Origin of the sequence: Rhizobium sp. WCS2018Hpa-16, from assembly GCF_031843705.1 — a bacterium.
Taxonomy (GTDB): Bacteria; Pseudomonadota; Alphaproteobacteria; order Rhizobiales; family Rhizobiaceae; genus Agrobacterium; species Agrobacterium tumefaciens_C.
The window spans coordinates 79,473-105,386 of record NZ_JAVTIX010000010.1; the positions used below are offsets into that span (position 1 = coordinate 79,473).

Genomic DNA, 25,914 nt, shown 5'->3' on the forward strand with positions numbered 1-25,914 from the left:
ATTCTACCTTGCTGTTCTGCCGGTCGGATCAAGGCTGTCACGAAGCCAGTCACCCAGAAGATTGAGGCCAAGCACGGTGAGCAGAATTGCGAGGCCCGGAAATACGCTGACCCACCATGCGATCTGCAGATAGGTGCGGCCATCCGCCAGCATGCCGCCCCAGCTTGGTATGGTCGGATCGACACCCATGCCGAGGAATGTCAGGCTGCTTTCCAGCAGAATGTTGTTGGCAACATTCAACGTCATCAGCACGATGACCGGGCCTATGAGGTTCGGCAAAAGGTGCTGGAAAATGATACGCCAATCCCTCACGCCGATAGCCCGCGCCGACAGGATGAATTCGCGCTCACGCAGTGTCAGAACAGAACCGCGCACCAGACGCGCATATTGCACCCACTGCGAAACGATCAGCAGGATGATGGTGTTGGTGAGGCTGCCGCCAACAATGGCGATGAAGGTGATGGCGAGAAGGATAAAAGGCATGGCGAGCTGGATATCGGCAAACCGCATGACGACCATATCCCAGAAGCCGCGGTAATAGCCTGCGATCAGGCCCATCAGCACGCCAAACACAACGGCACCGATGACCGATGTGAAGCCGACCAGCAGTGAGATTTTGCCGCCTGCAACGACGCGGGCCAGAACATCGCGCCCCAGCGGATCTGTGCCGAAAGGATGCGCGGCAGTGGCAAAGGGTTTGGCAAGCCGCGCCATCAGATCGATCTTTTCCGCGCCACCGGGAAAAAGCACATCGGACAGCAGCACGGCGGCGCAGATAATAACCGTCAGCGAGGCACCGAGAATGAACTCGAGGCTGTAAAAGCGCGACTGGCGAAAGGTGTTGGCAGCCATGTGGGTTACTCCGTGCGGATACGGGGATCGACCAGCCCGTAAGCAATATCGACCAGAAGATTGATGCCGACGATCATCAGTGACAGCACAGTGATGACCGCCTGCAACACCGGATAATCGCGCGCGCCGACGGCATCGAACGCGAGCGAGCCCATGCCGGGCCAGTTGAACACCCGTTCAATCACCACGATACCGCCCAGCAATCCGCCGAACTGAAGGCCGAAATAGGTGATGAGCGGAATGGCGCAGTTGCGCAGCGCGTGCTTGTAAAGAACCTTGCTTTCGCTGAGCCCCTTGGCGCATGCAACCATGATATATTGAGACTGCAAGGTCTCGAGCATGGCCGTGCGAACGAGGCGCACATTCGTGGCCGTCAGAATAACGCCCATGGTCAGCGCAGGCATGATGTAGCTCACAAAACCGCCCATGCCGCTTGGCGGCAACCAGCCCAGCGTGATCGAAAACAAGAGAACCAGCATGAGTGCGAGCCAGAAATTGGGGAATGACAGGCCAAGCAGCGAAAAGATGCGGATCGCTTGATCCACGCCCTTGCCTTTTGATGTCGCGGCCTTGATGCCGAGCGGGATCGACAGCGCGATGGATACAACCATGGAAATGAAGGCGAGCATCAATGTGGCGGGCAGTGCATCGCCAATCAACCGCGAGACCGGCGTGCCGCCAACGAAGCTTTTCCCTAGATCGAAGGTCACAAGGCCTTTGAGGAAGTTCCAATATTGGACAAAAAACGGCTGGTCGGTACCAAGCGCCACGCGGATGCGCGCCAAATCCTCTTCCGTCATGCTGCCGCCGCCCTGAAACATGGTCACGGCGGGGTCGCCGGTCAGGCGAATGGCAAAGGAGACGAGCAGCGTGATGGCGATGACGACGAAAAACGCCTGCAACAATCGCTTGATGAGGAAACCGGCCACGTTCTTTTCCTTGAATTGAGAATGGTGACGCCGCCCCGGTGGAGCGGCGTCAGATGCTGATTACTCGACGGTGACGTCGGTGAGCTTCAGGCGGTTATCCGGTGCGGCAACGAAGTTCTTGACCTTCTTGCTGACACCGTAAATCGCGTTGGTGTTGTAAAGCGGCAGTTCCAGCGCCTTTTCAGCGGTGTACTTGCCAACTTCCTTCAGGATACGCTCGCGCTCTGCGCGGTCTGTCAGCGGACGCTGGGATTCCAGCAGCTTGTCCAGCGCCTCGTCCTTTTCGTAAGGGTTCCACTTTTCACCGGAGTGGTACATGGAGTAGGCCGTGTTGTCGTAATCGAACGTCCATCCACCCCATTTCTGCTGGAACATCGCGCCGGTCTTTCCCTGCGGGATGATGTCGTTCAGCAGAACGTTGGTTTCGTATGGCTTGATGGTCGCGGTGATGCCGACCATCTGCAGGTAGCTGGCGATAACCTGCGTGACCTCGTTCATCGTCGCATCATTGCCACGAATATCGATCTGAACGGTAGAGCCCGGCTTGACGCCTGCTTCAGCGAGAAGCTTCTTCGCACCTTCAGGATCGTAAGGAAGGGGCTTCAGGTCCGCGTCGTAGCCGAAGGAAAGCTCGCCTTGGAAGCTTGCGATTTCAGAACCCTGACCTGCGAGGATCGACTTCACGATAGTGGCGCGATCCACCGCCATGATGATCGCCTTGCGAACCTTGGGGTCCTTGGTGATACCATCGCGGGTGTTGAAGCGCAGCGCATCCACAGTTGGGCCGGGAACACTGACGATTTCCAGATTGGAATCGCCCTGAATGACCGGCAACATGCCAATCGGAATGGTTGGCGGAATGACGAGATCGACGCGGCCAGCCTGAAGCTCGGCAACGGCTGTCGCAGGCTCTGAGATGAAGCGGTAGTCGAGTTCAGACAGCTTTGGCGCGCCGCCCCAGTAATCGGCATTGGCTTCAAGCTTGATGTTCACCTTCGGCGCATAGGACACGAATTTGAACGCGCCAGTACCAACCGGATTGGTGTTGAAGTTGTCCTCACCCTTTTCCTGAATGTATTTCGGCGGAACGATCATTGCACCGTAACCGGCAAGCTTGGTCAGCAACACAGGATCAGGGGCCTTCAGCTTCATATCGACCGTGTTGTCGTCAATGATTTCAACGCTCTCGATGGCCGTATAGTTGGACCGCTGCGGTCCTTTGGCACCCTGTTCGCCAAGCAGGCGATCAAAGGTAAACTTGACGGCCTCAGCATTAAAGGGCTCGCCATTGTGGAACTTCACATTCTGGCGCAGCTTGAAACGGATGCGCTTGCCTTCGTCCAGCTCTTCCCAGGATTCAGCAAGACCGGGCACCAGCTTCAAATCCGGGCCGCGATAGGTCAGGCCGTCGAAAATATTGGTCGCAACGGCGGCCCACTGAACCAGAAACGTATCGATCGGGTCCCAGCTGCCGGGATCCTGCGGCGAGGAAATCGTCATTTTACCGGCTGCGAATGCCGGCGTTGCGGCAAATGCCACGCTCGACAATGCCAGCGCCACAAAGGCCGTCAGTCCACTCTTTATTGTAGTCATTGATCTGTTCCTCTCAGATGGATGCGATTTTTCGCTGTTTTTCAGGCCGTTTTTGCAACAAAATGACCCGGATTGATTTCCTCATGGATGAGTATTTTGGGCTCATCGCCCACGCGCCGGACGGGGTTGGGAATTTCACCCTCGATCAGTGCCGTATGTCGCACAGCCGTCGGATCCGCGACCGGGACGGATGACAGCAATTTGCGTGTGTAATCATGCCCCGGCGTTTCAAACACCTGCCGACGACTGCCGAGCTCCACGACCTGCCCGAGATAGAGGACAGCAACCCGGTGGCTGATCTTTTCCACGACGGCCATGTCATGGCTGATAAACAGATAGGATAGGCCGCGCTCTGCCTGCAAATCCATGAACAGGTTGATGATCTGCGCTTGAATGGAAACATCGAGCGCCGAAAGCGCCTCATCCGCAATGATGAGCTTGGGATCGGACGCCAAGGCCCGCGCGATGCAGACACGCTGGCGCTGGCCGCCGGAAAATTCATGCGGGTAGCGTTCTGCTAGCGTAGAGTTCAAACCAACGCGCTCCAGCAACTCATCAACCCGGCGGCGGACTGCCTTGCGGTCAGAGATGAGGCTATGGGTGTTGATCGGCTCAGCAATGGAAAAACCAACCGTTTTGCGCGGATCGAGCGAGGCGAACGGATCCTGAAAGATATATTGCACCTGCTGGCGCATGCGGAACCGTTCCGCCGCAGACATGGCCGAAAAGGGCCGCCCCTCAAAGGCGATTTCTCCACCCATGGATGACTGAAGCTGCTGGATGGTGCGGCCAATGGTGGATTTGCCAGAGCCGGACTCGCCCACCAGCGCCAAAGTCTCGCCGGGGTGGATGTCGAAGCTGACCTTCTGGACCGCGCTCAAGCGGTGCGTGGCCTTGCCGAACAGGTTGCTGCGCACATCGAACCGGACCATCAGATCCTTCACCGAGAGCAGAGGCGTGTTGCCATAGGTCGCAGTATCCTGCACTCGTTCCTCACCAATGACCTTGGGTTTTCCATCCTCAAGAACCGTCAATGGCGTGCGCTTTGGAAAATCCTCTCCCTGCATGCTGCCAAGGCGTGGTACGGCGGAGAGAAGCATGCGGGTGTAGGGATGTTGCGGGTTGGCAAAGATTTGGCCGACCGGGCCTTCCTCCACCTTCTTGCCCTTCCACATGACAACCACGTCATCGGCCATTTCGGCAACGACGCCCATATCATGGGTAATGAAGATCATGCCCATGCCGAGTTCTTTTTGCAGATCCCGCATGATGTTGAGAATTTGTGCCTGAATGGTGACATCGAGAGCGGTTGTCGGCTCATCCGCAATCAGAAGCTTGGGGCGGCAGGCCAGCGCCATGGCGATCATCACACGCTGGCGCATTCCACCTGAAAGCTGGTGCGGGTAACGACCGAGAAGCGCTGCGGCATCCGGCAAACGCACCATATCAAGCAGCCTGCGCGCCTCTTCCATCGCGGCGGGCTTCGTCATTTTCTCATGCAGAATGAGCACTTCGCAAATCTGGTCACCGATGGTGAAAACCGGGTTAAGCGAGGTCATCGGCTCCTGAAAAATCATGGCAATATCCTTGCCACGAATGGAGCGCATGTCCTTTTGCGAGACTTTGAGAAGATCGCGGCCACCAAACATGATGCGACCAGCCGGAAACTTCGCGCCCATCATATCGGCAAGACGCATGGTCGACAGGGATGTCACGGATTTACCGGAACCGGACTCTCCCACCACTGCGACAGTTTTTCCGGGGGCGACAGAAAAAGAGAGATCATCGACAACCCGGCTGGATCCAAACTCGACGCTTAATCCTTCAACGGAGAGAAGAGCGGTTGGGCTGTCCGATGCTTTCGTCATGTCTGCGTCTCCGGCGGCATGTGCTGTCTCATCCAGAGCCGTTGGCATCGCGAGCAAAACACAAGGCGGCGAGCAAAGCTCACACATCTCTCCTCCCCGCCATCAAACAGATCTGATTGCTAATACAGGCTACCAAAGTAGGACAATCGTGTCTAGACTGTTGAACAATATTCTACCATTGCCTAACAAATATGCATTTGAGCAATGAGCAAGCAACGCACTGAGTGACAGAGGTTGATCTGCACGATGAAAAGTAGATTGTGCAGATAAAGTGGACGTCTGTTGCCAGAAGCGGTCAGGTCTCCGCGACGAGATGGCCCGGCGAAACCTCTCGAAACCGTGGCAGGACAATCTCGTAATCGACAGGCCGTATTGGACTTTTCAGCTCCTCGGCAGCACCTGCGCTTTTGACCCTGCGCCGGTCGGGATCTGGAACGGGCACTGCCGACATGAGGCGCTTCGTATAGGGATGCTGCGGATTGCCGAAGACCGCGACGCGGGGTCCGATTTCGACGATTGCCCCCAGATACATCACCGCCACACGGTGGCTGACGCGCTCGACCACGGCCATATCATGCGAGATGAAGAGGAAGGCGAGATCGAGCTTTTCCTGCAAATCCAGCATGAGGTTGATGACCTGCGCCTTGATGGAAACATCGAGCGCCGACACGCTCTCATCCGCCACGATCACCTTTGGCTGAAGTGCCAACGCACGGGCAATGCAGACGCGCTGGCGCTGACCGCCAGAGAATTCATGTGGATAGCGTTTAGCCATGTCTGGTGTCAGGCCCACCTTAACGAGCATATCTGCGACCACATCTTTCGCCTGTTTCTTGTCCCCCATCCTGTGCTCCAGGAACGGTTCGGCAATGGCAGCGCCAACCGTCATGCGCGGATTGAGCGAGGCGAAAGGATCCTGAAAGATCATCTGGACGGATTTGCGCATTTCGCGCATCGCCTTCTTGTCCAGGGTCAGCACTTCGCGCCCTTCAACCATCACAGAACCGCTTCCGGGCTCAATCAAACGCATGATGGCGCGCCCCGTGGTGGATTTGCCGCAGCCGGACTCTCCGACGAGTGACAGGGTTTCACCGGCATGCAGATCAAACGACACGTTTTCTACGGCATGAACGCGACCAGCAATCGACCCGAACAGACCTGAATGGATATCGAAATGCTTGGTGAGGTTCTTCACCTGCAGCACCGGCTGGCCTTTTGCGACGGTGTCACCAACTTCCACCGGAATGTCGGATTCCCCGGTGAGGACATCGACCACTGGGAAGCGGCGCGGTCTTTGGTAGTCCCGCATGGAACCCAGAACTGGCACCGCCGACAACAGCGCCCGCGTATAAGGGTGTTGGCCGCGATGGAAGATATCTGCGGTGGCGCCCGTTTCCACCTGCTCCCCCTGATACATGACCACGGTACGATCCGCGATCTCGGCGACAACGCCCATATCGTGCGTAATGAAGAGCACGGACGTGCCCTCCTCTTCCTGCAGGGTCTTGATGAGATCAAGGATCTGGCCCTGAATCGTCACGTCGAGCGCCGTCGTCGGCTCATCAGCGATCAGCAGCTTCGGCTTCGTCGCCAGCGCCATGGCAATCATCACCCGCTGCCTCATGCCGCCGGAAAAACGGTGCGGATATTCATCGAAGCGAGAGGCGGCTGAGGGAATGCGCACTTTTTCGAGAATGCGGATCGTCTCGGCCTTTGCCTCGCGCTTGCTCATCGGCTCGTGACATAGAAGGGCTTCGGATATCTGGTCGCCAATGGTGAAAAGCGGATTGAGGCTCGTCATCGGCTCCTGAAAGATCATCGCCACCTCATTGCCGCGCACCTTGCGCATCTCATGTTCCGGCAAGGCCAGCAGATTGCGACCGCCCAACATGACCTTGCCCTCAATGCGGCTGGTATCGGGCTGCAACAGACGCATGATCGAGAGCGATGTGACGGATTTTCCAGACCCGCTCTCACCGACAATCGCCACTGTCTCACCGGGTGCCACCGTAAAGGAGATATCTCGAACGACAGGCTTCCACTTGCCATCGACCACGAAGGACGTCCTCAAGTTCTCGACCGATAAAATCGGGTCGGTCGTTTGCGGCGCAATTGGCGTGGTCTGAGCAAGAATGGTCATGATCGTTCCCTTATTTCCAGTCTTCTGCGGTGTCGGCTGCTCAATCAGGCCAGCGCAAAGCGCCATCGAAACGATGGCGGGAGAGATCCTCGATGGGTGTGGCGATGATTTCGTTGGAGGCGCGAGCCTTGTCGAGTTCTTCGGCCAGTCTCGATGCCACGATGGTTTCTTGGCCCGGATGCAGGTTGCATGGATCGAGGTAGAAGTAGTGATGCTCAACTTCATGGTCCCGCACGATGATCGGCTGTGGTCCTTGCCTCAATGCGGCGGCGAGATCCCATGCGGTGATATGCGCTTCTTGCGGGGAGATGATGACGCGCATCCGATCAAGCGGATTATTGGTCGGGTCTGGCTCGATCAAGGCGGTCACGCCGGGCCGGTTCGCGAGCGTCTCCTTCCACAGGTTCAGATAGCTGGTTTCCCGTTCGCGGATACCAGCGTGGTCCCGCTTTTCCCAGGCTCCCAGCGCAGCCATAACGCCGTAAATGCTTTCCTTGCCGACCTTCATGCCACGGCCGATGCCCATGTTCTGAAGGAAAGCGTTGCGCACCAGGTCTTTCCTACCGGCGACGATGCCAGACGTTGGACCACCGAGGAACTTGTGGCCGGAATAAAGAACGATATCGGCACCCTGCGCCAGAAACAGCTTCAAATCATATTCAGATGCCGCATCCACAATAACCGGAACGTTCTTCGCATGGGCAATCTCGACGAATTCCGTAAGGCTCAACAGACCGTAATCGACCACATGGTGAGACACGACATAGACAGCACATGCCGTCTTGTCTGTGATCGCGTTTTCCATGTGATAGCGATGCGCAGACGTCGCCTGCCCCACCATCACCACCTTGCCACCGGCCAGCCGAATGGACTGGTCCACAGGTGCGCCATAGCTGACTATATGGCCCATCTGCACCAGAACCTCGTTCTTGTCCGTAGACGTTTGCGGCAGATGTTCGATGGCCAGCAGGTCCGGCCCGGTGATGGTCGCCGCCACGGCAAGGCTGATGCCGGAAGAGCAGGATGCGGTGACGAAGCCTGCCTCGCCACCCGTCAAGCGCGAGATGATGACGCTTGCCTTGCGTTGCAGATCGTTGATCTCAACAAACTGCGGCAGAATGGCTGCCATCGCGGCGATCGCTTCCGGCACCACAATAGAGGCACCGAGACTGGTCATCGTGCCGGATACGTTGATTACGGGGCGCAGGCCGAGTTTGGCGCGAATATCGTCGGACATGTTACTCTCCAGTCTTTGGGCCGGTCAGCCCAGCTTTGATTTCAGTTGCCCTGCTCATGCCTATGCCATAGTAATGAAATAGGTTCTTTAGGACGCAGGAGCGTGATTTTGGATTTGAAGACATCATCGGAGGCTCTTTCCGACGAGGCATCTGTGGTTGAAAATGACGGCAAGGCCCGCCGCTCGCGGGTCAGCGGCATGGACCGCGCCTTGCAGATCATCGATTATCTCTACGAAACGGGAGCGCCCGCCGGGGCCTACGCCATTGCCAAGGCCGTCAAGGCTCCGCTTTCCACCGTCTATGTGATCATCGATGATCTGGTCGAAAAGAACATGCTGGCCCGCAACGCCGATGGCCTGATCTGGCTTGGCGCGCGGCTTTATCATTACGGCCTTGCCTATGCGCGTTCGCTGGATTTCATGAGCGTTGCCACCCACGAAATGCACGATCTTTGTCGCGAGGCGGGCGAAACTGTTCAGGTTTGCGGCCGCGATGCCGAGCATATGCTCGTTCTGGCAATGGCCGATGGCCCAAGCCATTTTCAAGTCGCATCCCGCGTCGGCACCCGCGTTCCTCTCAACTGGACGGCGTCCGGTCGTCTTCTCGTCGGCCATATGCCGGAAGAAGAGCGTATCGAACTGTTCAAGCGCGGCGCGCGTATTTCGCCGACCGGTCGCGCCACGGTGGATGCGACGACCTTGTCTGATGCCGCCGCCAAAGCCTTTGAGGAACGACTGTCCGTTCAGGCCGGTGAGTCCGATTACTCGGTGGCGTGTATCGCCTCGCCGATTGTGGATAACAGAGGCGATTGCGTTGCGACGATTTCCATCGTGCTTCCCGAGCAGAAGGTGCTGGCCGACAAGTCCGGCTATGCCGACCGCGTCAAGGCGTCGGCAGCGAGGATCGAAAAGCTGATGGGCTGGCGCAACCACTGACCGTCTCCTTTATGCGTGAAGCGCCACGATGGCTTCGATCTCGACCGTGATATTGCCGGGAAGCGAGCCAAAGCCGACCGCAGAGCGGGCGTGCTGGCCCGCCTCGCCGAACACGGCATTGAAGAGATCGGAGCACCCGTTGATAACCTGCGGGTGATCCAGAAAATCAGGCGCGGCATTGACCATGCCCAGCAGCTTCACCACCCGCCGGATCCGGGCAAGGTCTCCCAGCGCGTCGTGCATCACGGCCAGCAGGTTGATGCCGGTCAGCCGCGCATCGGCATAGGCCTTTTCCGTCGAGACATCCGTCCCGACTTTTCCGGTGTGCAGGAAACCATCGGCTTCGCGCGGGCCCTGGCCGGACAGATACAGCACATTGCCTTCAATGACATGCGTCACGAAATTGGCGATGGGTGGCGCTGGCGGTGGCAGTTCGATGCCGAGTGCAGCCAGCCGATGATAGGGCGTATCAGCCTTCGCTTCGGCTTTGATCGGGGACTGGGTCACGCAAACTCCTGTGTCATGCGAAATCTTGTGTTCATGGCTAGCAGCATCATCGGTAGGAATAACCGTGGCTGTGTCGGACCAGTTTGCGGGCGCGCGGAATGTAACGGCTTGCCGCAATGGCTTCCGAGCCGATCACCGCGAAGCGTGGTTCGAAAAGCCGGTTCAATTGCGAAACGTCGCCATTGGAATCCGTCGCTTCCAGATCTGAATCAACGACGTCGAAAATGGTGAAATCAGCACGGGCACCCACCGACAGGCGGTTTTGCATATCGAGCTTGATGACTTCTGCCGGGGCGTGGGTCACGGCATTGACCACCTTGTCAAAGGGCATGCCGACAGCCATGAGCTTCGACATCGTCGTCGCCAGATCCCAGACCGGGAAGTTCATGGAGTGGCCATGCAGATCTGTGGAAATGGAATGCGGCAGCAAACCACGGGCAATCGCGGCTTCCGCCACCTTGAACGAAAACGACGCGCCGCCATGGCCGATATCGAGCCGCACGCCCTCGGACGCGCAACGTTCAGCGAGATTGAACAGGTCCTCATCTTCCATAATCGATGAGCCCGCCTTGCCATTGAAGCAATGGGTTACGACATCACCCGGGCCGAGGATTTCCAGCACCTCGTCATAGAGCGCGGGGGGCTCGCCCACATGCACCATCATCGGTATTTTCAGGATTTTGGCGATTTTCTTGCCAAGCTTGACCGGCGTCACGCCCCAGGAGCCGGTGATGACGTGGCTGGCGCGCACCTTCAGGCCGACGATATGCTCGCTGTTTTCGGCGTAGCATTCCAGAATGCGATCAAGGTCGATGTCTCTAATATCGCGCAGTTCAGCGACGCGGTTGCAGGCAACAAGGCCAATTGAACCGAGATTGAGGAAAGCCTTGATCCGCTCTTTCGAGGGCTCGATGATATATTCGCGGAAGCCGTGGAAGTTCGCTTCGCCCGCGGAGCCTGCGTCAACAAGCGTTGTTACGCCGCGCTCTGCGCCGCATTCGGATGGACGGATCGAAATATCCGTGCCGCCATGCCAGATGTGGACATGCAGATCCACCCAGCCGGGGGAAATCCAGGCGCCCTTTCCATCAACGCGCGTGGCGTCTGCCGGGGCGGCAATGGACTCACCGATGGCGGCGATCTTGCCGTCACCACCGACCAGAATATCGGTCGTGCCTGTCTGTGCGGTTTCGCCAAAAGCCATGGGCTTGACGTTGGTGAGGAGGAGCGGTTTCGCGTTTTCCCCGGTCATATTACAAATCCCTTCGCAGTCTTGGATCGAGCATATCCCGCAAGCCATCGCCCACCATTTGCAGCGACAGCACGGAAAGAATGATGGCAAAGCCGGGGAAGTAGGTCATCCAGTCGGCCTGACCGATATATTGGCGGCCGCTGGCGATCATGGTTCCCCAGGTTGGAATTTCCGGGCTGACACCGAGCCCGAGAAAGGAAAGGCCAGCTTCGGCCAGCATGGCGCTGGCAAACAGGAAGGTGGCCTGAACAAGGATGGGCGACAGAAGGTTGCGCAGGACATGCCGCGTCATGATGTGGAACGTGGATATGCCAAGCGCTTGCGCCGCCTCCACATAAGGCAGTTCGCGGATGACCAGTGTCGAGGCCCGGACGATGCGCGCAAGACGCGGCGAATAAACAATGGAGAGTGCCACGATGACGGTGGTGAGCGACGGTCCGAGGGCGGCCACCAGAGCGATGGCCAGCAGAATATCGGGAAACGCCATCATTGCATCGATCAGACGGGCAATCGGCGTGTCGAGCCGTTTGAAGAAACCCGCCAGCAGACCGAGGGTGACGCCGATCAATGCCGACAGAACCACAACGGAAGCGCCGATGAGCAGCGACAAACGAGCCGAATAAATCGTGCGCGAGAAGACGTCACGGCCGAATTCATCCGTGCCGAACCAGAACACCTCGCTGGGTGGTTTCAGCCGGTTGACGATCGAAAGCTTCGACGGTGAGTAAGGCGCGATCCAGGGCGCGAGTGCTGCCAAGATAACAAAGACCACGAGAATGATGAGGCCGAAGGCCACCGTCTTGCGCTTCAGGAAGCGGCGCAGCAACTTCGATCCTTCGCTTGCCGCGGGCTTTGGCATGGTTGCTGTGATATCGACCATCCGTCGCGCCCCCTTAATAACGAACGCGCGGATCGATCGCCAGATACAGCATATCGATCGCAAAATTGATGAAGACATAGAGCGCCGCGATACCCAGCAAGGCTCCCTGGATGACTGGATAATCCCGTCGCAACACCGCCGAAACCACAAGACTTCCAACGCCCGGAAGGCCAAACACCGTCTCGGTCACGACTGCGCCCGAGATCAGCACGGCAGCGGTCAAGCCGATGACGGTTAGGATCGGAATGAGCGCATTCTTCAAGGCGTGCTTGAGGATGACGCGGCGCTCTATCAGCCCCTTGGCCCGGGCTGTGCGGATGTAATCATCGCCCAGCACATCCAGCATGGAGGCGCGGGTAAAGCGCAGGATGAGCGCAGATGAAACGATGCCTAGTGCAAAGGCTGGCAGTGTCAGGTGGTACATGCGCTCCATAAAGCTGGAGCCCGGCCCACCATAGCCGGAAACCGGAAACAGGTTCAGCTTAACGGAAAAGAACTGCATGAGAATGAGGCCGAGCCAGAAGCTGGGTATGCTGGCGGCCAGCATGGCAATCGTCGTTGCGGCCTGATCGACAAAGGACCCACGGCGATAGGCCGCGTAGATGCCGATGGGCAATGCAATGACGCTGGCGATCAGCAACGAAAACAGTGTCAGAAAGAACGTCGGTTCCGCACGAGCCAAAAGAGCCGATGTGACGGGCATGTTGAGGAAGATCGATTGACCAAGATCTCCCTTCAGCATCTGTCCGATATAGATGAAATATTGAACGACGAGGGACTGATCCAGCCCCAGCCGCATGCGCAAATCAGCAATATCCTGAGCGGAGGCATCCGGGCCGAGCATGACGGCAGCCGGATCACCCGGCGTAACGCGCACAATGACGAAGACGATGGTCACGACGAGGAACATCACGACAATCATGCCGAACAGGCGCTGGAGAATATAACGGATCATATCTGTCTCTCTTCATGCTCCAGATCAGAAACATTTCCGAAACCGGTGCCGCGTGAGGCGGCATCCGGCCATCGAAAACACGTTACTTTTTGATGGAAGCATTCCAGAAATACGGCCATGGGGCAGGATCAACGCCTTCGACCTTTTTCGCCTTGGCGGTCAGGCCGTTGAAGTCACCGATCTTCATGTAGGGAATTTCCGCATACATGGCCTTTTGAACGTCGGCCCAGAGAGCAACCCGCTTTTGCGGATCGGACTCGGCAGAAAATGCCTCGACAGTCTGCTTGCGCAACGGTGTATCCCACCAGCCGGGCGAAGTTGGAGCAAGCGATCCGATCAGTGCAGGCTCAGGCAGGAACGGGCTGTGGGTGATGTAGATATCCCATAGCGCCTTGTCGGCACGGCGCTGCGTCAGCGTTGCCCAGTCAACAACCTGCATATCCACCTTGAAACCGGCCAGTTTCAGATATTCGGCAGCGACCTGCGCCATCTTGTAATGGAACTCGTATTGACGGCTGGTCAGGATGCGGATCGGCTTTTCGCCGTCGTAACCCGCAGCCTTAGCCGCCTCGGCAGCGCCTTCGGGGTCGGCCAGATTATAGTTGCCTTCAACGCCCGCATCCGTGTTCCAGACGAAAGGCTTGGGATAGATATCACCGTCCAGCGCATAGAAATCCGTGCTTCCGAAGGCAGCGGCCATCATGTCTTCCATGCTGAGCGCTTGGCGTATGGCCTTGCGCATGGCAACATCCTTGGCAACGCCCTCTGCCGTGTTGAACACGAAGACAGGATAGCCGAAGGGTTTCAGGACCACTGGTTCAGTCAGTGTAGAAGACTTGATCTTGTCGAAAGATTCGACCGGGAGACTGTCAATATAGTCATACTGGCCGGAAACTGCCGCCTCGACGCGAGTATTGGCATCCGGCACCGGCACGAACCGGATTTCATCGAGATACTGGTGGCGTGCGCCGCCGTAACCATCGCTTTCGCCGGAAAGCGGCGTGTAGCCATCAAAGCGGGCAAGCTGGATATATTGGTCTGCCTTACGCTCTTTCAGCATATAAGGACCAGTGCCGATGAACTCCTTCATGGGCTCATCCTGCTTTTCAGCGGGCAGAACAATGGCTGCAGAGTTGTTGAAGGCGAGCAGCGAAACCAGCGGCGCATAGGGCTGTTTCAGCGTGATCGTCACCGTGGAAGGGTCCGTCGCCTCGATCTTGTCGATGAAGGACGCCGCCTGCTTGCCGCGTGACGCAATCTTGACCCAGCGATTGAGCGAAGCAACGACATCGTCGGAGGCCATGTCTGAGCCATCATGAAACTTGATGCCTGAGCGAAGTTTGATGGCATAGATTTTACCATCTGCGCTGATCTCCGGCAGGCTTTCAGCCAGCAGCGGCGTCGGCTTCCAGTCCTTATCGAAGGTGTAAAGCGTCTCGAAAATATGCTGTGTGACGATACCAACCAGATCCGCAGTGGATGCCATGGGGTCAAGGGTTGGTGGCTCGCCAATCGTGGCGACATTGATCACACCACCCTTCTCCTGGGCGACAAGAAGCGAAGGTGCCGCGACAAGCGCCGTGGCCATCAGAAATGCTAGCTTGAGTTTCATGCGAAGCTCCCGGTTTTTAGTTATTCCATTATTATGTTATTTAAGACTTTATAACAGAATATCGAAATGATCGGGGGTGTCAATCGCGTTAATGACAAGATTGAAATGTAACCGCCGCTGCGCCCCAGGGAACGGCCTCCCTTCCAATCTTCCGCGCAATGGTTAGTCTGGTCGTATCGCTTTGGGAGTGCCGAGGACCTCATCCATGAAGACACTTGATCCGCTTATTCTGACGGCCAAAATCGCGGATGCAGACCTTCAACCTTTCGATGATTTGCGCCGAAAGCATTTCCCGCCGGATCGAAATTTCCTTCGGGCCCACCTGACGATGTTCCACCGCTTGCCCGGAGAATACGCCGATAAAATCATCGAGCACCTCAAGGACGTTACCGCATGCAGCTCAATAACAGCTGATGTCAGCGGCATCCGTCATCTTGGCGCAGGAGTCGCGTTTACAATTACCAGCCCAGAATTGCTGGATATCCATGCGCGTCTGAAGCAGGTTTTGAGGCCGTGGCTGGGTGGGCAGGATATGCAGAAATGGCAGCCGCACATAACCATCCAGAACAAGGTCTCACGAGCGGAGGCTGATGCAACATACAAAGGCCTCGTCGCCGAGTTTCGTCCTCACGCCATCGAAATTGTGGGTCTTGATCTGTGGCGGTACATGGGCGGCCCATGGGACCATTATGCGTCCCAGCCTTTCACGCCGTAACACGAGCGCCAACTCGATCATAAGGAACGGATTGTCTCCCAACCAGTTAATCAAACGAGCCAAGGTCTGACATGACCGCACTTTGAATGCCAATTTGGGAGAAGATCATGGATATTCCACAGCATACTGTCGTCGCCGTTGCAGATGGCGCAAAGCTGAGCCTTTTCAAGAACGAAGGCGATGCGCAGAATGTGAAGCTAAAGGCGATGCCGAGTGCAGAGGTCGACGATTCCAAAATCCCGTCCGGTGCACGCCACTCCAGCAGCTCTGCCAACCCTGATGACAGCCAGCAGGACGAAGACGGCTTCAGCGCCGGTGTGACTGAGCTGCTCAACAAGCAGGTCTTGGGCGGCAACATCAAGGGCCTGATCGTCATTGCGGCTCCGCGTACTCTGGGTGAGATGCGCAAGGGATATCACAAATCCTTGTCTGACATTCTCCTCGGCGAACTCGACAAGGACCTGACAGGTCATTCCATTCAGGATATCGAAAAAGCGCTCGCAGCTGCTTAAACAGCCAGGCGTAAAAAGGGAGCGGCATCAGTCGCTCCCTTTTTTTATGCCAATGCCTGGCGTCAGAGTGCCAGCCCGGAGGCTCTGTCAAATACATGCACACGCTCGCGGCTGATGCGCGCTGCAAACGGCGTATTGGTTTTCACAGGCTGCTCACCATCCACCACGGCAGTCACATGGTGTCCGGCAAGATCGAAAATGACGTGGGTTTGTGCACCCGTCGGCTCAACCAGAAGCGTTCTGCCCTCCACTGCGACATCACCACTTCCATCGACAGCGAAATGTTCAGGACGAAGCCCGATCGTAACGGATTGACCTCGCTTGACCTTGCGGTCTTGCGAGATGCTGATGGCGGTGCCGTCATCAAGGCGGGCGGCGGGAACTCCGTCTTCGCCATCCACAATGCACTCAATGAGGTTCATGGCTGGCGAGCCGATGAAAGCTGCGACGAAGAGGTTTGCCGGTGTCTTGTAAAGCTCAAGCGGCGTTCCCTGCTGCTCGATGCGGCCCTGGTTAAGCACAACGACACGATCTGCCAGCGTCATGGCCTCGATCTGATCATGGGTCACATAGATGGACGTCGTGCCGACCTTCTGATGCAGTGTCTTGATTTCGCTGCGCATCTGTACGCGCAGCTTGGCATCAAGGTTCGACAAGGGTTCATCGAACAGAAACACTGCCGGGTTGCGCACAACGGCGCGCCCCATAGCCACGCGCTGTCGCTGGCCGCCGGAGAGCTGCGATGGCTTGCGGTCCATAAGGCTTGCGAGGTCGAGCATGCGGGCAGCTTCTGCAACCCGTTCATCGATCACGGCTTTCGGCTGCCCTGCTATCTTCAGGTTGAAGCCCATATTTTCCGCGACCGTCATATGTGGGTAGAGAGCGTATGACTGGAACACCATCGCAATGTTGCGCTCTCGCGGCGTCATCTCGTTGACGATATTGCCGCCGATCATGATGTCGCCATCGGTAATCTCTTCGAGCCCGGCAATCATGCGCAAGAGGGTGGACTTGCCGCAACCCGACGGTCCGACAAGCGCGATGAATTCGCCATCTGCTATTTCGAGCGAAATGCCGTGGATGACACCCAGCGAGCCGTAGGACTTGCGGATATCTTTAAGTTCGACAGATGCCATGTTCTGCTCCCGTGTCAGGACTTGACGGCGCCAGCCGTCAGACCTGCAATGATATGTTTTTGTGCAAGGAAAAAGACGATGATCGTGGGCAGGATCGTCATGGTGATGAAGGCCAGCACCAGCTGCCACTCCGTGCCGAACTCGCCCCGGTAGACCATGATGCCGAGCGGCCAGGGATATTTGGATTCCGAGTTCAGCATGATAAGCGGCAGGATGTAGCTGTTCCAGCTTCCGACAAAGGAAACGATGCCCACCGTTGCAATGATGGGCCGCGAAAGCGGCATTGAAATATACCAGAAGAATTTGAGATATCCGCAGCCATCCACAAAAGCGGCCTGAAACAGCTCTTCCGGCAGGTTCTTGAAGTAGTTGCGAAACAGCAGAATGCTCATGCCAAGCCCAAAGGCCACCTGCGGCAGGACCACACCCCAATAGGTATCGAGAAGCCCCAGATCCCGGATGCGGATGAACAGCGGCAGGATGGCCGTGGCGGCAGGAAACATCAGGCCCAACAGGAAGTAGTTGAGCAGGAAATTCGAGCCGAAGAACTTCACATGGGCGAAGGTGAAGGCGGCCATGGCCGAAACAACAAGCGTCAGGAACACGGTTAGCACCGCAATAACAAGCGAATTGAAGATCTGCAGCCAGTATCGCTTGCCGAAAAGAATATCGCCATAGTTCGACCATTGCCATTCATCGGGCAAGCCGAACGGGTTGACGCGCAGATCGCCCAGCGTCTTGAAGCCGCCAAGTGCCGTTGTCAAAAGCGGAATCAGCACGATGGCAGCGATGAGCCCGAGGGAGACATAGAGGTAAAGTCGTGTCTTCATGCTCACGCGGATGGAAGAGGATGTATCAGTCATGGCGCATGAATATCCTTTTGTAACCAAAGGCGAGCGTGATGCAGATGATGAACAGCACGACGCCCACGGCACTTCCAAGCCCCACCTGCATGCGCATGACGCCGTACGTATAGAGGAACGTCACCATGGTTTGCGTGGAGTTGGAGGGGCCACCACCCGTCAACGGCATGATCATGTCAAACAGTTGCAGCGAACCGATAACGGCAAAGAAGACGGACAGGCGCACCGTTGAGCCCAGCATCGGCAATGTCACGTAGCGGAATTTCTGCCAGCCCGTGGCACCATCGATTTCTGCTGCTTCAAGCACGTTCTTGTCGACCGATTGGAGGCCGGCGATGAACAGCATCATGTGGAAGCCGAAATATTTCCATACGATAACGGCAAGGACCGCATAGATCGCGACATCCTTGTCTGCCAGAACATAGGGGTTGGCAAAACCGAAGAAGTTGGAAATGGCGGCAAACAGGCCGTAGTCACCGTCATAAACGAAGCGCCAGATCAGACCGGCCGCCACATCTGCAAGCACATAGGGCAGGAAGAACACCAGCCGGAAGGCGACGACGCCCGGAATTTTATGCGCCAGCATGGTGGCAAGCCAGATGGCGAGCGGAATCTGAATGCAGATGGAGATGACGATGATCAGCGCATTGTTGATCAGCGCCTGCGAAAAGGCGGCATTGCCGAACAGTACCTGAAAGTTCTTCAATCCGACAAACTCGGTCGGCGTGCCATAGCCATTCCAGCGATAAAGGCTGTACCAGGCGGCTTCGCTCATCGGCAGGATGACAAAAAGTGTAAACAGAAGAAGCGCCGGGGGCAGAAAGAACAGCAGCGTCAGCGCACGGTCGTGGGCAACTGAACTTTGCTTGCGCTTTCGCTTGGGCATGGGCTTCACCAGCGAGGATGCTGATGGAATTGAAACATTCGTCATGATGTCCGCTTTCATTGTCGCGCGGGTCGAAGGACGCCTCGACGAAACGAGGCCGGGGCGTCCTTGCGTTTGTGCGGGATCAGCGAAGCTCGAAGGCATCCTGAATTTGCTGCGCGCCTTCTTCCGATGTCATCTGGCCGGATACGATCTCGACAGACACATCATTCACGACGCGACCAACGGCAGCGCCCAGTGTCTGGTCGAAGAAGTTCTGGTGCCAGGTGGACTCGGAAAGCTGCTTGGCTGAACCAGCCATCAGCGGGTTGGTTACGGCCTCATTGGCGCCAACGGCGACGGGCAGGATCATACCGGCCTTGGCCATCTTCTTTTCGTTGTCAGCATTGGTCAGGAAGGTGGCGAATTCGATGGCTTCCTTGGAGGCATTCTTGGTTACGGCCCAGCCATTCAGACCACCGAGCGTATCGGTGGCTTTTCCGGCACCGCCTTCGACAGCCGGAAAGGCGAAACGACCGAGATTGTCAGATGCTAAGCCCTTGCCATCACCGGCATTCTTGCGCTGGTTGGCTTCGGTGTTGTCGAAACCAAGAATCATCGCAGCCTTGCCATCACCGAAAACACCAAGCGCCTGCGGCCATGTTGAGCCGAGATAGCCGGGCTGGAACGGCTCAAGCTTGCCGAACTCTGCCAGTTGCTCGCCAGCTTTGATCATGGCCGGGGCCATAAAGCCTTCGCCCTCACCCTTGCTGGCTGCTTCGAACACAGCCTGCCCGCCATTGCGCATGACGAGGTAGCTCCAGTAAAAATGGATCGGCCACTTTTCACCGCCACCGCCGGCAATCGGCACGATGCCCGCGGCCTTGATGGTTTGAACGGCTTTGCCCAGATCATCCCAGGTCTTGATGTCTTCCGCCTTCACGCCCGCTTTGGCAAACAGCGCCTTATTATAGAAAAAGCTGACGAGGCTGACGCGATAGGGCACGGCCCAGACCTTGCCATCGAAGGATAGGCCCTCAATGGAAGCCGGGTTATAGGCCTTGCGAACCTTTCCGCCATCTGCATCGAATATCTCTGAAAGATCCTTCAACGCGCCGGTCTTGGACTGCTCCTCCAGCACGCCGCCGCCCCAGCTATAGAAGAAATCCGGCACGTCGTTGGATTGCAGCAAGGTCGGCAGCTTTGCCTTGAAAGCCTCGTTTTCCAGGAATTGCAATTGAACATCGACATCTGGATGCTTGCTTTCGAAATCCTTGGCAATTTCCTCCCAGACTGCCACGGATTTCGGATCGAGCTCGACATGCATCCACTTGACCACTGCCGCAGCAGACACGCTGGCGGTACCGAGCAGGAAAGTGATGGCTGTGGTCGCGGCAAACGACATCCACTTGCCGCTCAGGCTTGCGCCTGCGTGCTTATGCGTCATGATGGTATTCCTCCCGGGGACGTTCCCAATTATTCCCCAATGCGGATTAATTCATATAAGGATCCGCTCAATGTCAAGGCAATTTGCTGTTATTTTCAGCTTTTGCTTGACACACCCCTAGGTCGCTCGGCTATTAAATCCGTAATCCGATGTAATTGCCATTAGCATTGCCTTGATCGCGACTGGAAATCATGAAGACCGCAGACCCGGAACTGATGCGCGCGATCAATCGCCTGAATGTGCTCGATACAGTCCGTCGCCATGGGCCGATTTCACGGGTTGAAATCAGCGAGCGAACCCAGCTTTCCACGACAACCGTCTCGGCCATCACCGCATCGCTTCTAGACGATGGCCTCATCCTGTCGCGCCATCTGGGCGATATCAGAACCGAAGGCGCGCGTGGTCGACCCCGCGTCATGCTTGAACTGAACCCGGATGCGGCCCGTGTGGTCGGCGCGAAAATCGCGGCCAACCGGATGATGTTCGTGGTGACCGATTTCTGCGGCAACGTGCTGTCGACGTTGGCGCTGCCTATCCGCATCGACCGCCAGCCCATCGGCGTCATTGCCGACCTGATCGAGGATGGCGTGCGGCGCTGCGTGGTGGATGCAGGTCTCTCGCTGGAAGATGTTGATATGGTCTGCCTTGGCCTGCCAGGCGTGATCGAGCACCGCACGGGCAACATCCGCTCCAGCCCTGTCCTGCGGGAAACCAACATAAACTTCGCAGAAGAAATGACATCGCGCTTTGGCAAGCCGACCATTATCGAGAGCGATGCCCATGCCGTGACCCTTGGCCACCATTGGTTTGGCAAGGCACGGGATCTGGAAGACATGGTGCTGATCTCGCTGGAGCAGACGCTGGGACTTGGCGTCTTGCACAGGAACGATCTGTTTCGCGGCGCAGGTGGCCTTAGCCACAATCTGGGTGATCTGGTTTTGGTCGCTGGCCCCGAAAAAACCGTGCGGCTTGCGAGCCAGGCAGGAGAGAATGCCATTCTCGGCTCACGCCCCGCCGATGGACGTTTTGCGGAGGCCATACGTCTGGGTCGCGGCATGATGCATGCTCAGACATTGGTGCAGGCGCAAGACAATGAATTGATCGCTGCTGCCGAGCGCGCCGGTGCCGCCATTGGCCTGACGCTTGCCAATATCGTCACCCTGTTTGCGCCACCCCGTGTCATCATCGTTGGCTCAAGCCTGGAGCTTGGCGCACCTTTCATCGACAGCATTCGCTCCGCCTTCGAAGCGTCCGTGCCGCCGTCCTTGCAAGGTGTGGCGGAACTGGTTTTCGATAAATCGAGCGATGAATTGTGGGCGCAAGGCGCTGCCGCCGTTGCCCTTTACGAACTATACGAATCGCCTTGGAACACCACAGGCCCGGCCTTCTGAGGAGGAAGCCGGTTCATATCATGACGGGAGAGAGACCATGAAGAAAGTCGGCATTGGCATCATCGGATGCGGCAATATTTCCGGCGCGTATCTGAAGGCCATGGCGTCGTTTCCCATTCTCGACATTCGCGGCGTGGCCGACATGAATGCGGAAATGGCGAAAGCGAAAGCCGAGGAATTCAATGTTCCGGCGCGATCCGTGGATGAGCTGTTTGCAGATCCTGACATTGAGATCATCGTCAATTTGACCATTCCCAAAGCCCATGTCGAGGTGGCCTTGCGGGCCATTGCCGCTGGCAAGCACACCTATTCAGAAAAGCCGCTCGGCATCAATTTTGCAGAAGGCAAGCGCCTTGCAGAAGCGGCGAAAGCAGCCAACCTGCGCATCGGCGCAGCGCCTGACACGTTTCTGGGCGGTGGCCACCAGACGGCGCGCACATTGATGGACCAGGGCGTTATCGGCACACCGGTTGGTGGAACTGCAACATTCATGTGCCCCGGCCATGAGCGCTGGCACCCAAACCCCGCCTTTTATTACGAGGTCGGGGGCGGGCCGATGCTGGATATGGGGCCTTACTACATTACCGATCTGGTCAATCTTTTCGGACCCGTTGCCAAGGTCGCAGGCTTTGCCTTTTCGCCGAGAACCGAACGTCTCATCACCAGCGAGCCGCGCAATGGCGAGAAGATACCGGTGCAGATTGCCACGCATGTGGCCGGTGCCTTGGCATTTGCAAACGGCGCTGTCGTGCAGGTGGGTATGAGCTTCGATGTTGCGGGCCACAAGCATGTGCCGCTGGAACTCTACGGCACAGAAGGCACATTGATTGTGCCTGACCCCAACTATTTCGGTGGCGAGGTCCAGCTTTTGAAGAAGGGTGGCGAGTTCGAAGTTCAGGAGCTTTCCTCACCCTATGCGGATGGCAATTATCGTTCCATCGGCGTTGCAGACATGGCGCATGCCATTCGCTCCAACCGGCAACATCGCGCCAATGGCGATCTTGCGCTGCATGTGCTGGAGGTGATGGAAGCGTTTCAGACGGCATCCGACACCGGCACGACCATTTCCATCACGACGGCGGTTGATCGTCCAGCGCCGCTGGATGAATCGCTTGTTGACGGCCAGATCGGCAAATAATCCTGAGGAGGAAGACTATGCGTGAAGCACTGATTGTTTGGGGCGGATGGAGCGGACACGAGCCGCAGGAATGCTCTGTCATCATCAAGGATATGCTGGAGGAAGAAGGTTTCAAGGTTTACGTCGAAAACAGCACGGAGGCCTTCGCGGACCCTTCGGTGCATGATTTGAGCCTCGTGGTGCCGATTGTCACAATGTCGAAAATCGAGAAAGAAGAGATCAAGAACCTCGCAGCAGCGGTTGAAAACGGCGTCGGCATTGCGGGCTATCACGGCGGCGCGGGCGACAGCTTCCGCGAATGCGTGGAGTACCAGTTCATGATTGGCGGGCAATGGGTCGCGCATCCCGGCAACATCATCGACTATACGGTCAACATCACGCGACCCGATGATCCGATCATGGAAGGCATCACCGACTTTCCTTACACGTCCGAGCAGTATTATATGCACACCGACCCATCCAATGAGGTGTTGGCGACGACGAAATTTACAGGTGATCACGCCTGGTGGATTGATGGCGTGGTGATGCCGGTGGCGTGGAAACGAAACTATGGCAAGGGCCGCGTCTTCTATTCGGCGCTCGGCCATGTGGCGAAGGAATTCGCCGTGCCGCAGATGCGAGAAATTTTCCGTCGCGGTGCCAACTGGGCCGCACGGTAACGAGGACAAGAGACGGATAGGGATGCCGTCTCGTTAAGGGAGGTATCATGACAGGTCGCAACATCGTGCTGGTCGATCCGCTGCCAAGGACGCTCGATCTGATTATGGAGCCCGATGTTCGCGCCCGTCTCGAAAAACTGGGAGAGCTGGTTATTTCCGAGGATCGGCAGATGCCTGCAGAACAGGTGGATGCCCTTCTTCCCGATACGGTTCTCATTTTCGGCCAGACCGATATGCCCAGAGAACGCCTTGAGCGCGCGAAAAAGCTCAAGGCGATCATCAATGTGGAATCCAACTTCCTGCCCAATATCGATTATCAGGCCTGTGTCGAACGCGGCATCTGGGTGATCACACCGGCGTCGGCCTTTTCATCGCCGGTCGCGGAAGCATCGCTTGGAATGGCAATCGATCTGGCCAGAGGCATCACCATCGCCGACCGGCAGTTTCGTGACGGCGTGGAGGAGTACGGCCTTGCCGGAAACGAGGCGACGTTTCGATATGCGGGTGCCCCGATCGGAATCATCGGCTTTGGTGATCTTGGCCGTGAACTGCGCGAACTGACCCGTCCCTTCAAAAATCCGGTTCACGTCTATGATCCTTGGCTGCCGAACGAAATCATCGAGCGTCTCGACTGCATTCCGGCAAGCCTTGATCAAGTGTTTTCCCAATCGCGCGTTGTCTATGTCTTCGCAAGCGTGACCAGCGAAAATCAGGGTTTTATCGGCAAGGATCATTTCGCCGCCATGCAGCCGGGTTCGGCGTTTCTCCTGATGAGCCGTGCCGCAGTCGTGGACTTCCCGGCCATGCTCGATGCGGTCATTTCAGGCCATATCCGCGCCGCAACGGATGTTTTTCCAGATGAACCTGTCGCGGCCGATGACCCTGTCAGGTCCATTCCCGGTCTTCTGCTCTCTGCCCACCGCACCGGCGGAACCCGCGATGCGTTCTACAAACTCGGCTCCATGGCTGTTTCGGATGCCGAGCTCATCATGAAAGGCCTGCCGCCGCAACTGTGCCGACGCGCCGACCCTGCCACCGCCAGCAGGCTGCGCTCCAAACCTGTCAGCGTTTCCTGAGGCCGGGATAATCAGCCATCAACACTCCAAGTTTCTGGGAACTCTGCCTGACTGACAGGGTTAGGGTCTTGCAGACAAACAAAACAGTGGAGGAATACCCATGAAAAAGTATCTTATCGCAACCGTTTTTGCCCTCAGCTTCACATCGCTCGCCGTAGCGCAGGGCGCTGGTTCTGGATCTGGCGGCTCGGGCTCCGGCGCTGGTTCGAACGGCGGATCGAGTGCATCTGACGGCTCAAACAGCGGCGGCACCAACAATGGCGCAGGCGCAGGTGGAAGCGGCTCCGCATCCGGCACAAACGGTTCGGGTACAAATGGCGACACCAACAACACCAATTGCGTAGGTGGTGGCAAGACGGCAGAGGGCACGACCAATGGCGGCCCTGCAACGACTGGCACAGCCACAGCGCCGGGCACGAACTGCCCCGCAAACTAATTTATATCCATAGCCAAGAAAAAAGCCGGGTCACAGCCCGGCTTTTTTGTCGATATATATTCTGCGCAATCAAAATCGCGCCCTGCCTCAGACTGAATGCCCAAGACAGGAAGCGATGTTCCGCTCTTAGAACTGGCGTCTAAAGCCCATGGTAACAGCATGGCTGCTGAAATCCGTGCTGGAGGTTACGCCGTCTGTGCCGGTGAAGTCGAAATCGTCAGCAGCTGTGTAGCGGTAACCGATATCGAACGTCGTGTTGGCGAACAGCGAGCTGTCGCGGAAGAACGAGATCGTGTCGAGCTTGATGCCAACGCCTGCGTCGAGGTGGTATGCAAACTTCGTATCGTCGTCATCCATCGCGATGGTGTTGACACCCTGACGGTGCAGCTCAAGGTTCATCGCACCAACGCCACCGCCGAAATATGGCGTAAAGGCTGTGGTGGTTTCGATATCGAGGTAACCGTTGACATAGCCCTGAATTGCACGGGCTTCACCGAAGGAAGCATTGCCGAAGTTTACGCCACCAACCGTGTGTTCATTCACATCAGCTGTGCCGTAACCAACTTCCAGTTCCAGACGTGGCGAAACAAAGCCGTATGTGCCGAAGCTGTAGCCAGCACGCAGGGCGCTGTAGAAGCCGAGATCGTAATCCGTGCTGACGCTGCCGCCAGCAGTAGCAAAGCCGGTGTCATCAAGGAATGTCAGGCTGCTCAGTGTTCCCAGATAAAAGCCGCCTGGATTGGCAACAACAGCAGGCTCGCTCTGAACGGCCATGTCTGCGGAATGAGCGGATGTCGCAAGAAGCCCCAGAAGGCCAGCAATTTTGATAGCGCGGTACATATAAAAGACCTTTCAAGATCAGCCCCCGCCGATGAGTCGCATATCGCCTCAGACACGCGAAACTGTCGAGACAAT

Annotated in this window: 24 protein-coding genes; 8 read left to right on the plus strand and 16 right to left on the minus strand. The window is 57.1% G+C overall.

Annotated elements, in window-relative coordinates:
• Nucleotides 1-3: 3 nt before the first annotated feature.
• The 6 genes from RQI55_RS21750 to RQI55_RS21775 all read right to left on the minus strand — a co-directional run bounded on the left by RQI55_RS21750 (nt 4) and on the right by RQI55_RS21775 (nt 8,619).
• A complete protein-coding gene (locus tag RQI55_RS21750) occupies nt 4-852 on the minus strand; it encodes an ABC transporter permease (protein WP_192067319.1) in 849 nt (282 codons plus the stop codon).
• A gap of 5 nt (nt 853-857) precedes the next feature.
• The gene (locus tag RQI55_RS21755; protein ID WP_311272935.1) at nt 858-1,781 is read right to left on the minus strand and encodes an ABC transporter permease; all 924 of its coding nucleotides are present in this window, start codon (nt 1,779-1,781) and stop codon (nt 858-860) included.
• Between the two features lie 60 nt (nt 1,782-1,841).
• Nucleotides 1,842-3,374, minus strand: a complete 1,533-nt coding sequence (locus RQI55_RS21760) for an ABC transporter substrate-binding protein (protein ID WP_311272936.1) — start codon at nt 3,372-3,374, stop codon at nt 1,842-1,844.
• Between the two features lie 41 nt (nt 3,375-3,415).
• Nucleotides 3,416-5,242: an ABC transporter ATP-binding protein gene (locus RQI55_RS21765; RefSeq protein ID WP_042617042.1), complete on the minus strand. Its 1,827-nt coding sequence runs from the start codon at nt 5,240-5,242 to the stop codon at nt 3,416-3,418.
• Between the two features lie 295 nt (nt 5,243-5,537).
• Nucleotides 5,538-7,382 carry an ABC transporter ATP-binding protein gene (locus RQI55_RS21770; protein WP_042616980.1) on the minus strand — a complete coding sequence of 615 codons (1,845 nt, stop codon included), beginning with the start codon at nt 7,380-7,382 and terminating at the stop codon, nt 5,538-5,540.
• Between the two features lie 40 nt (nt 7,383-7,422).
• A complete protein-coding gene (locus RQI55_RS21775) occupies nt 7,423-8,619 on the minus strand; it encodes an aminotransferase class V-fold PLP-dependent enzyme (protein ID WP_311272937.1) in 1,197 nt (398 codons plus the stop codon).
• Between the two features lie 102 nt (nt 8,620-8,721).
• Here RQI55_RS21775 and RQI55_RS21780 point away from each other — a divergent pair, with 102 nt between their 5' ends.
• Nucleotides 8,722-9,555 (plus strand): IclR family transcriptional regulator, encoded by an 834-nt coding sequence (locus tag RQI55_RS21780; protein ID WP_311272938.1) that lies wholly within the window; start codon nt 8,722-8,724, stop codon nt 9,553-9,555.
• A gap of 9 nt (nt 9,556-9,564) precedes the next feature.
• Here RQI55_RS21780 and RQI55_RS21785 read toward each other — a convergent pair whose 3' ends face one another.
• From RQI55_RS21785 to RQI55_RS21805, 5 genes are all read right to left on the minus strand, one after another.
• Nucleotides 9,565-10,062 carry a RidA family protein gene (locus RQI55_RS21785; RefSeq protein WP_042616977.1) on the minus strand — a complete coding sequence of 166 codons (498 nt, stop codon included), beginning with the start codon at nt 10,060-10,062 and terminating at the stop codon, nt 9,565-9,567.
• Nucleotides 10,063-10,108: 46 nt separating this feature from the next.
• Complete coding sequence (locus tag RQI55_RS21790; RefSeq protein WP_042616976.1) at nt 10,109-11,314, minus strand: amidohydrolase/deacetylase family metallohydrolase; 1,206 nt, start codon at nt 11,312-11,314, stop codon at nt 10,109-10,111.
• Nucleotide 11,315: 1 nt separating this feature from the next.
• Entirely contained in the window at nt 11,316-12,194 is an 879-nt protein-coding gene (locus RQI55_RS21795; RefSeq protein ID WP_042616975.1) for an ABC transporter permease, read from the minus strand.
• 13 nt (nt 12,195-12,207) lie between these two features.
• On the minus strand, nt 12,208-13,149 hold the full coding sequence (locus tag RQI55_RS21800) for an ABC transporter permease (protein ID WP_311272939.1): 942 nt from the start codon (nt 13,147-13,149) through the stop codon (nt 12,208-12,210).
• 82 nt (nt 13,150-13,231) lie between these two features.
• Nucleotides 13,232-14,761 carry an ABC transporter substrate-binding protein gene (locus RQI55_RS21805; RefSeq protein ID WP_311272940.1) on the minus strand — a complete coding sequence of 510 codons (1,530 nt, stop codon included), beginning with the start codon at nt 14,759-14,761 and terminating at the stop codon, nt 13,232-13,234.
• Nucleotides 14,762-14,966: 205 nt separating this feature from the next.
• On the opposite strand from RQI55_RS21805, the gene RQI55_RS21810 reads away from it, so the two are divergent.
• Nucleotides 14,967-15,476 carry a 2'-5' RNA ligase family protein gene (locus RQI55_RS21810; RefSeq protein WP_311272941.1) on the plus strand — a complete coding sequence of 170 codons (510 nt, stop codon included), beginning with the start codon at nt 14,967-14,969 and terminating at the stop codon, nt 15,474-15,476.
• A 107-nt stretch (nt 15,477-15,583) separates the two neighbouring features.
• On the plus strand, nt 15,584-15,988 hold the full coding sequence (locus RQI55_RS21815) for a host attachment protein (RefSeq protein WP_311272942.1): 405 nt from the start codon (nt 15,584-15,586) through the stop codon (nt 15,986-15,988).
• Between the two features lie 62 nt (nt 15,989-16,050).
• Here RQI55_RS21815 and RQI55_RS21820 read toward each other — a convergent pair whose 3' ends face one another.
• The 4 genes from RQI55_RS21820 to RQI55_RS21835 form a co-directional block, all read right to left on the minus strand.
• Complete coding sequence (locus RQI55_RS21820; RefSeq protein ID WP_311272943.1) at nt 16,051-17,124, minus strand: sn-glycerol-3-phosphate ABC transporter ATP-binding protein UgpC; 1,074 nt, start codon at nt 17,122-17,124, stop codon at nt 16,051-16,053.
• 14 nt (nt 17,125-17,138) lie between these two features.
• Nucleotides 17,139-17,987 carry a carbohydrate ABC transporter permease gene (locus RQI55_RS21825; protein ID WP_042616969.1) on the minus strand — a complete coding sequence of 283 codons (849 nt, stop codon included), beginning with the start codon at nt 17,985-17,987 and terminating at the stop codon, nt 17,139-17,141.
• Nucleotides 17,980-18,918, minus strand: coding sequence for a carbohydrate ABC transporter permease (locus RQI55_RS21830; RefSeq protein WP_192067333.1), 939 nt, complete (start codon nt 18,916-18,918; stop codon nt 17,980-17,982). Before RQI55_RS21830 ends, RQI55_RS21825 begins: the two co-directional genes overlap by 8 nt.
• A gap of 79 nt (nt 18,919-18,997) precedes the next feature.
• The gene (locus RQI55_RS21835) at nt 18,998-20,257 is read right to left on the minus strand and encodes an ABC transporter substrate-binding protein (RefSeq protein ID WP_409233764.1); all 1,260 of its coding nucleotides are present in this window, start codon (nt 20,255-20,257) and stop codon (nt 18,998-19,000) included.
• A gap of 233 nt (nt 20,258-20,490) precedes the next feature.
• Here RQI55_RS21835 and RQI55_RS21840 point away from each other — a divergent pair, with 233 nt between their 5' ends.
• The 5 genes from RQI55_RS21840 (at nt 20,491) to RQI55_RS21860 (ending at nt 24,999) form a co-directional block, all read left to right on the plus strand.
• Nucleotides 20,491-21,690, plus strand: a complete 1,200-nt coding sequence (locus RQI55_RS21840) for an ROK family transcriptional regulator (protein WP_311272945.1) — start codon at nt 20,491-20,493, stop codon at nt 21,688-21,690.
• A 37-nt stretch (nt 21,691-21,727) separates the two neighbouring features.
• Nucleotides 21,728-22,828 carry a Gfo/Idh/MocA family oxidoreductase gene (locus tag RQI55_RS21845; RefSeq protein ID WP_311272946.1) on the plus strand — a complete coding sequence of 367 codons (1,101 nt, stop codon included), beginning with the start codon at nt 21,728-21,730 and terminating at the stop codon, nt 22,826-22,828.
• Between the two features lie 17 nt (nt 22,829-22,845).
• Nucleotides 22,846-23,487, plus strand: coding sequence for a ThuA domain-containing protein (locus RQI55_RS21850; protein ID WP_042616964.1), 642 nt, complete (start codon nt 22,846-22,848; stop codon nt 23,485-23,487).
• Nucleotides 23,488-23,534: 47 nt separating this feature from the next.
• The gene (locus RQI55_RS21855) at nt 23,535-24,563 is read left to right on the plus strand and encodes a hydroxyacid dehydrogenase (RefSeq protein ID WP_042616963.1); all 1,029 of its coding nucleotides are present in this window, start codon (nt 23,535-23,537) and stop codon (nt 24,561-24,563) included.
• Nucleotides 24,564-24,663: 100 nt separating this feature from the next.
• Nucleotides 24,664-24,999 carry a hypothetical protein gene (locus tag RQI55_RS21860; protein ID WP_052496774.1) on the plus strand — a complete coding sequence of 112 codons (336 nt, stop codon included), beginning with the start codon at nt 24,664-24,666 and terminating at the stop codon, nt 24,997-24,999.
• A gap of 126 nt (nt 25,000-25,125) precedes the next feature.
• On the opposite strand, the gene RQI55_RS21865 is transcribed toward RQI55_RS21860, so the two are convergent.
• The gene (locus RQI55_RS21865; protein ID WP_042616962.1) at nt 25,126-25,839 is read right to left on the minus strand and encodes an outer membrane protein; all 714 of its coding nucleotides are present in this window, start codon (nt 25,837-25,839) and stop codon (nt 25,126-25,128) included.
• Nucleotides 25,840-25,914: the final 75 nt, after the last annotated feature.

Excerpts from the sequence above, each read along its gene's own strand:
- RQI55_RS21750 (WP_192067319.1), bottom strand. The coding sequence starts at position 852 with ATGGCTGCCAACACCTTTCGCCAGTCGCGCTTTTACAGCCTCGAGTTC.
- RQI55_RS21760 (WP_311272936.1), bottom strand. The coding sequence starts at position 3,374 with ATGACTACAATAAAGAGTGGACTGACGGCCTTTGTGGCGCTGGCATTG.
- RQI55_RS21765 (WP_042617042.1), bottom strand. The coding sequence starts at position 5,242 with ATGACGAAAGCATCGGACAGCCCAACCGCTCTTCTCTCCGTTGAAGGA.
- RQI55_RS21770 (WP_042616980.1), bottom strand. The coding sequence starts at position 7,382 with ATGACCATTCTTGCTCAGACCACGCCAATTGCGCCGCAAACGACCGAC.
- RQI55_RS21775 (WP_311272937.1), bottom strand. The coding sequence starts at position 8,619 with ATGTCCGACGATATTCGCGCCAAACTCGGCCTGCGCCCCGTAATCAAC.
- RQI55_RS21790 (WP_042616976.1), bottom strand. The coding sequence starts at position 11,314 with ATGACCGGGGAAAACGCGAAACCGCTCCTCCTCACCAACGTCAAGCCC.
- RQI55_RS21795 (WP_042616975.1), bottom strand. The coding sequence starts at position 12,194 with ATGGTCGATATCACAGCAACCATGCCAAAGCCCGCGGCAAGCGAAGGA.
- RQI55_RS21800 (WP_311272939.1), bottom strand. The coding sequence starts at position 13,149 with ATGATCCGTTATATTCTCCAGCGCCTGTTCGGCATGATTGTCGTGATG.
- RQI55_RS21805 (WP_311272940.1), bottom strand. The coding sequence starts at position 14,761 with ATGAAACTCAAGCTAGCATTTCTGATGGCCACGGCGCTTGTCGCGGCA.
- RQI55_RS21810 (WP_311272941.1), top strand. The coding sequence starts at position 14,967 with ATGAAGACACTTGATCCGCTTATTCTGACGGCCAAAATCGCGGATGCA.
- RQI55_RS21815 (WP_311272942.1), top strand. The coding sequence starts at position 15,584 with ATGGATATTCCACAGCATACTGTCGTCGCCGTTGCAGATGGCGCAAAG.
- RQI55_RS21820 (WP_311272943.1), bottom strand. The coding sequence starts at position 17,124 with ATGGCATCTGTCGAACTTAAAGATATCCGCAAGTCCTACGGCTCGCTG.
- RQI55_RS21825 (WP_042616969.1), bottom strand. The coding sequence starts at position 17,987 with ATGACTGATACATCCTCTTCCATCCGCGTGAGCATGAAGACACGACTT.
- RQI55_RS21830 (WP_192067333.1), bottom strand. The coding sequence starts at position 18,918 with ATGACGAATGTTTCAATTCCATCAGCATCCTCGCTGGTGAAGCCCATG.
- RQI55_RS21835 (WP_409233764.1), bottom strand. The coding sequence starts at position 20,257 with ATGTCGTTTGCCGCGACCACAGCCATCACTTTCCTGCTCGGTACCGCC.
- RQI55_RS21840 (WP_311272945.1), top strand. The coding sequence starts at position 20,491 with ATGAAGACCGCAGACCCGGAACTGATGCGCGCGATCAATCGCCTGAAT.
- RQI55_RS21845 (WP_311272946.1), top strand. The coding sequence starts at position 21,728 with ATGAAGAAAGTCGGCATTGGCATCATCGGATGCGGCAATATTTCCGGC.
- RQI55_RS21850 (WP_042616964.1), top strand. The coding sequence starts at position 22,846 with ATGCGTGAAGCACTGATTGTTTGGGGCGGATGGAGCGGACACGAGCCG.
- RQI55_RS21855 (WP_042616963.1), top strand. The coding sequence starts at position 23,535 with ATGACAGGTCGCAACATCGTGCTGGTCGATCCGCTGCCAAGGACGCTC.
- RQI55_RS21860 (WP_052496774.1), top strand. The coding sequence starts at position 24,664 with ATGAAAAAGTATCTTATCGCAACCGTTTTTGCCCTCAGCTTCACATCG.
- RQI55_RS21865 (WP_042616962.1), bottom strand. The coding sequence starts at position 25,839 with ATGTACCGCGCTATCAAAATTGCTGGCCTTCTGGGGCTTCTTGCGACA.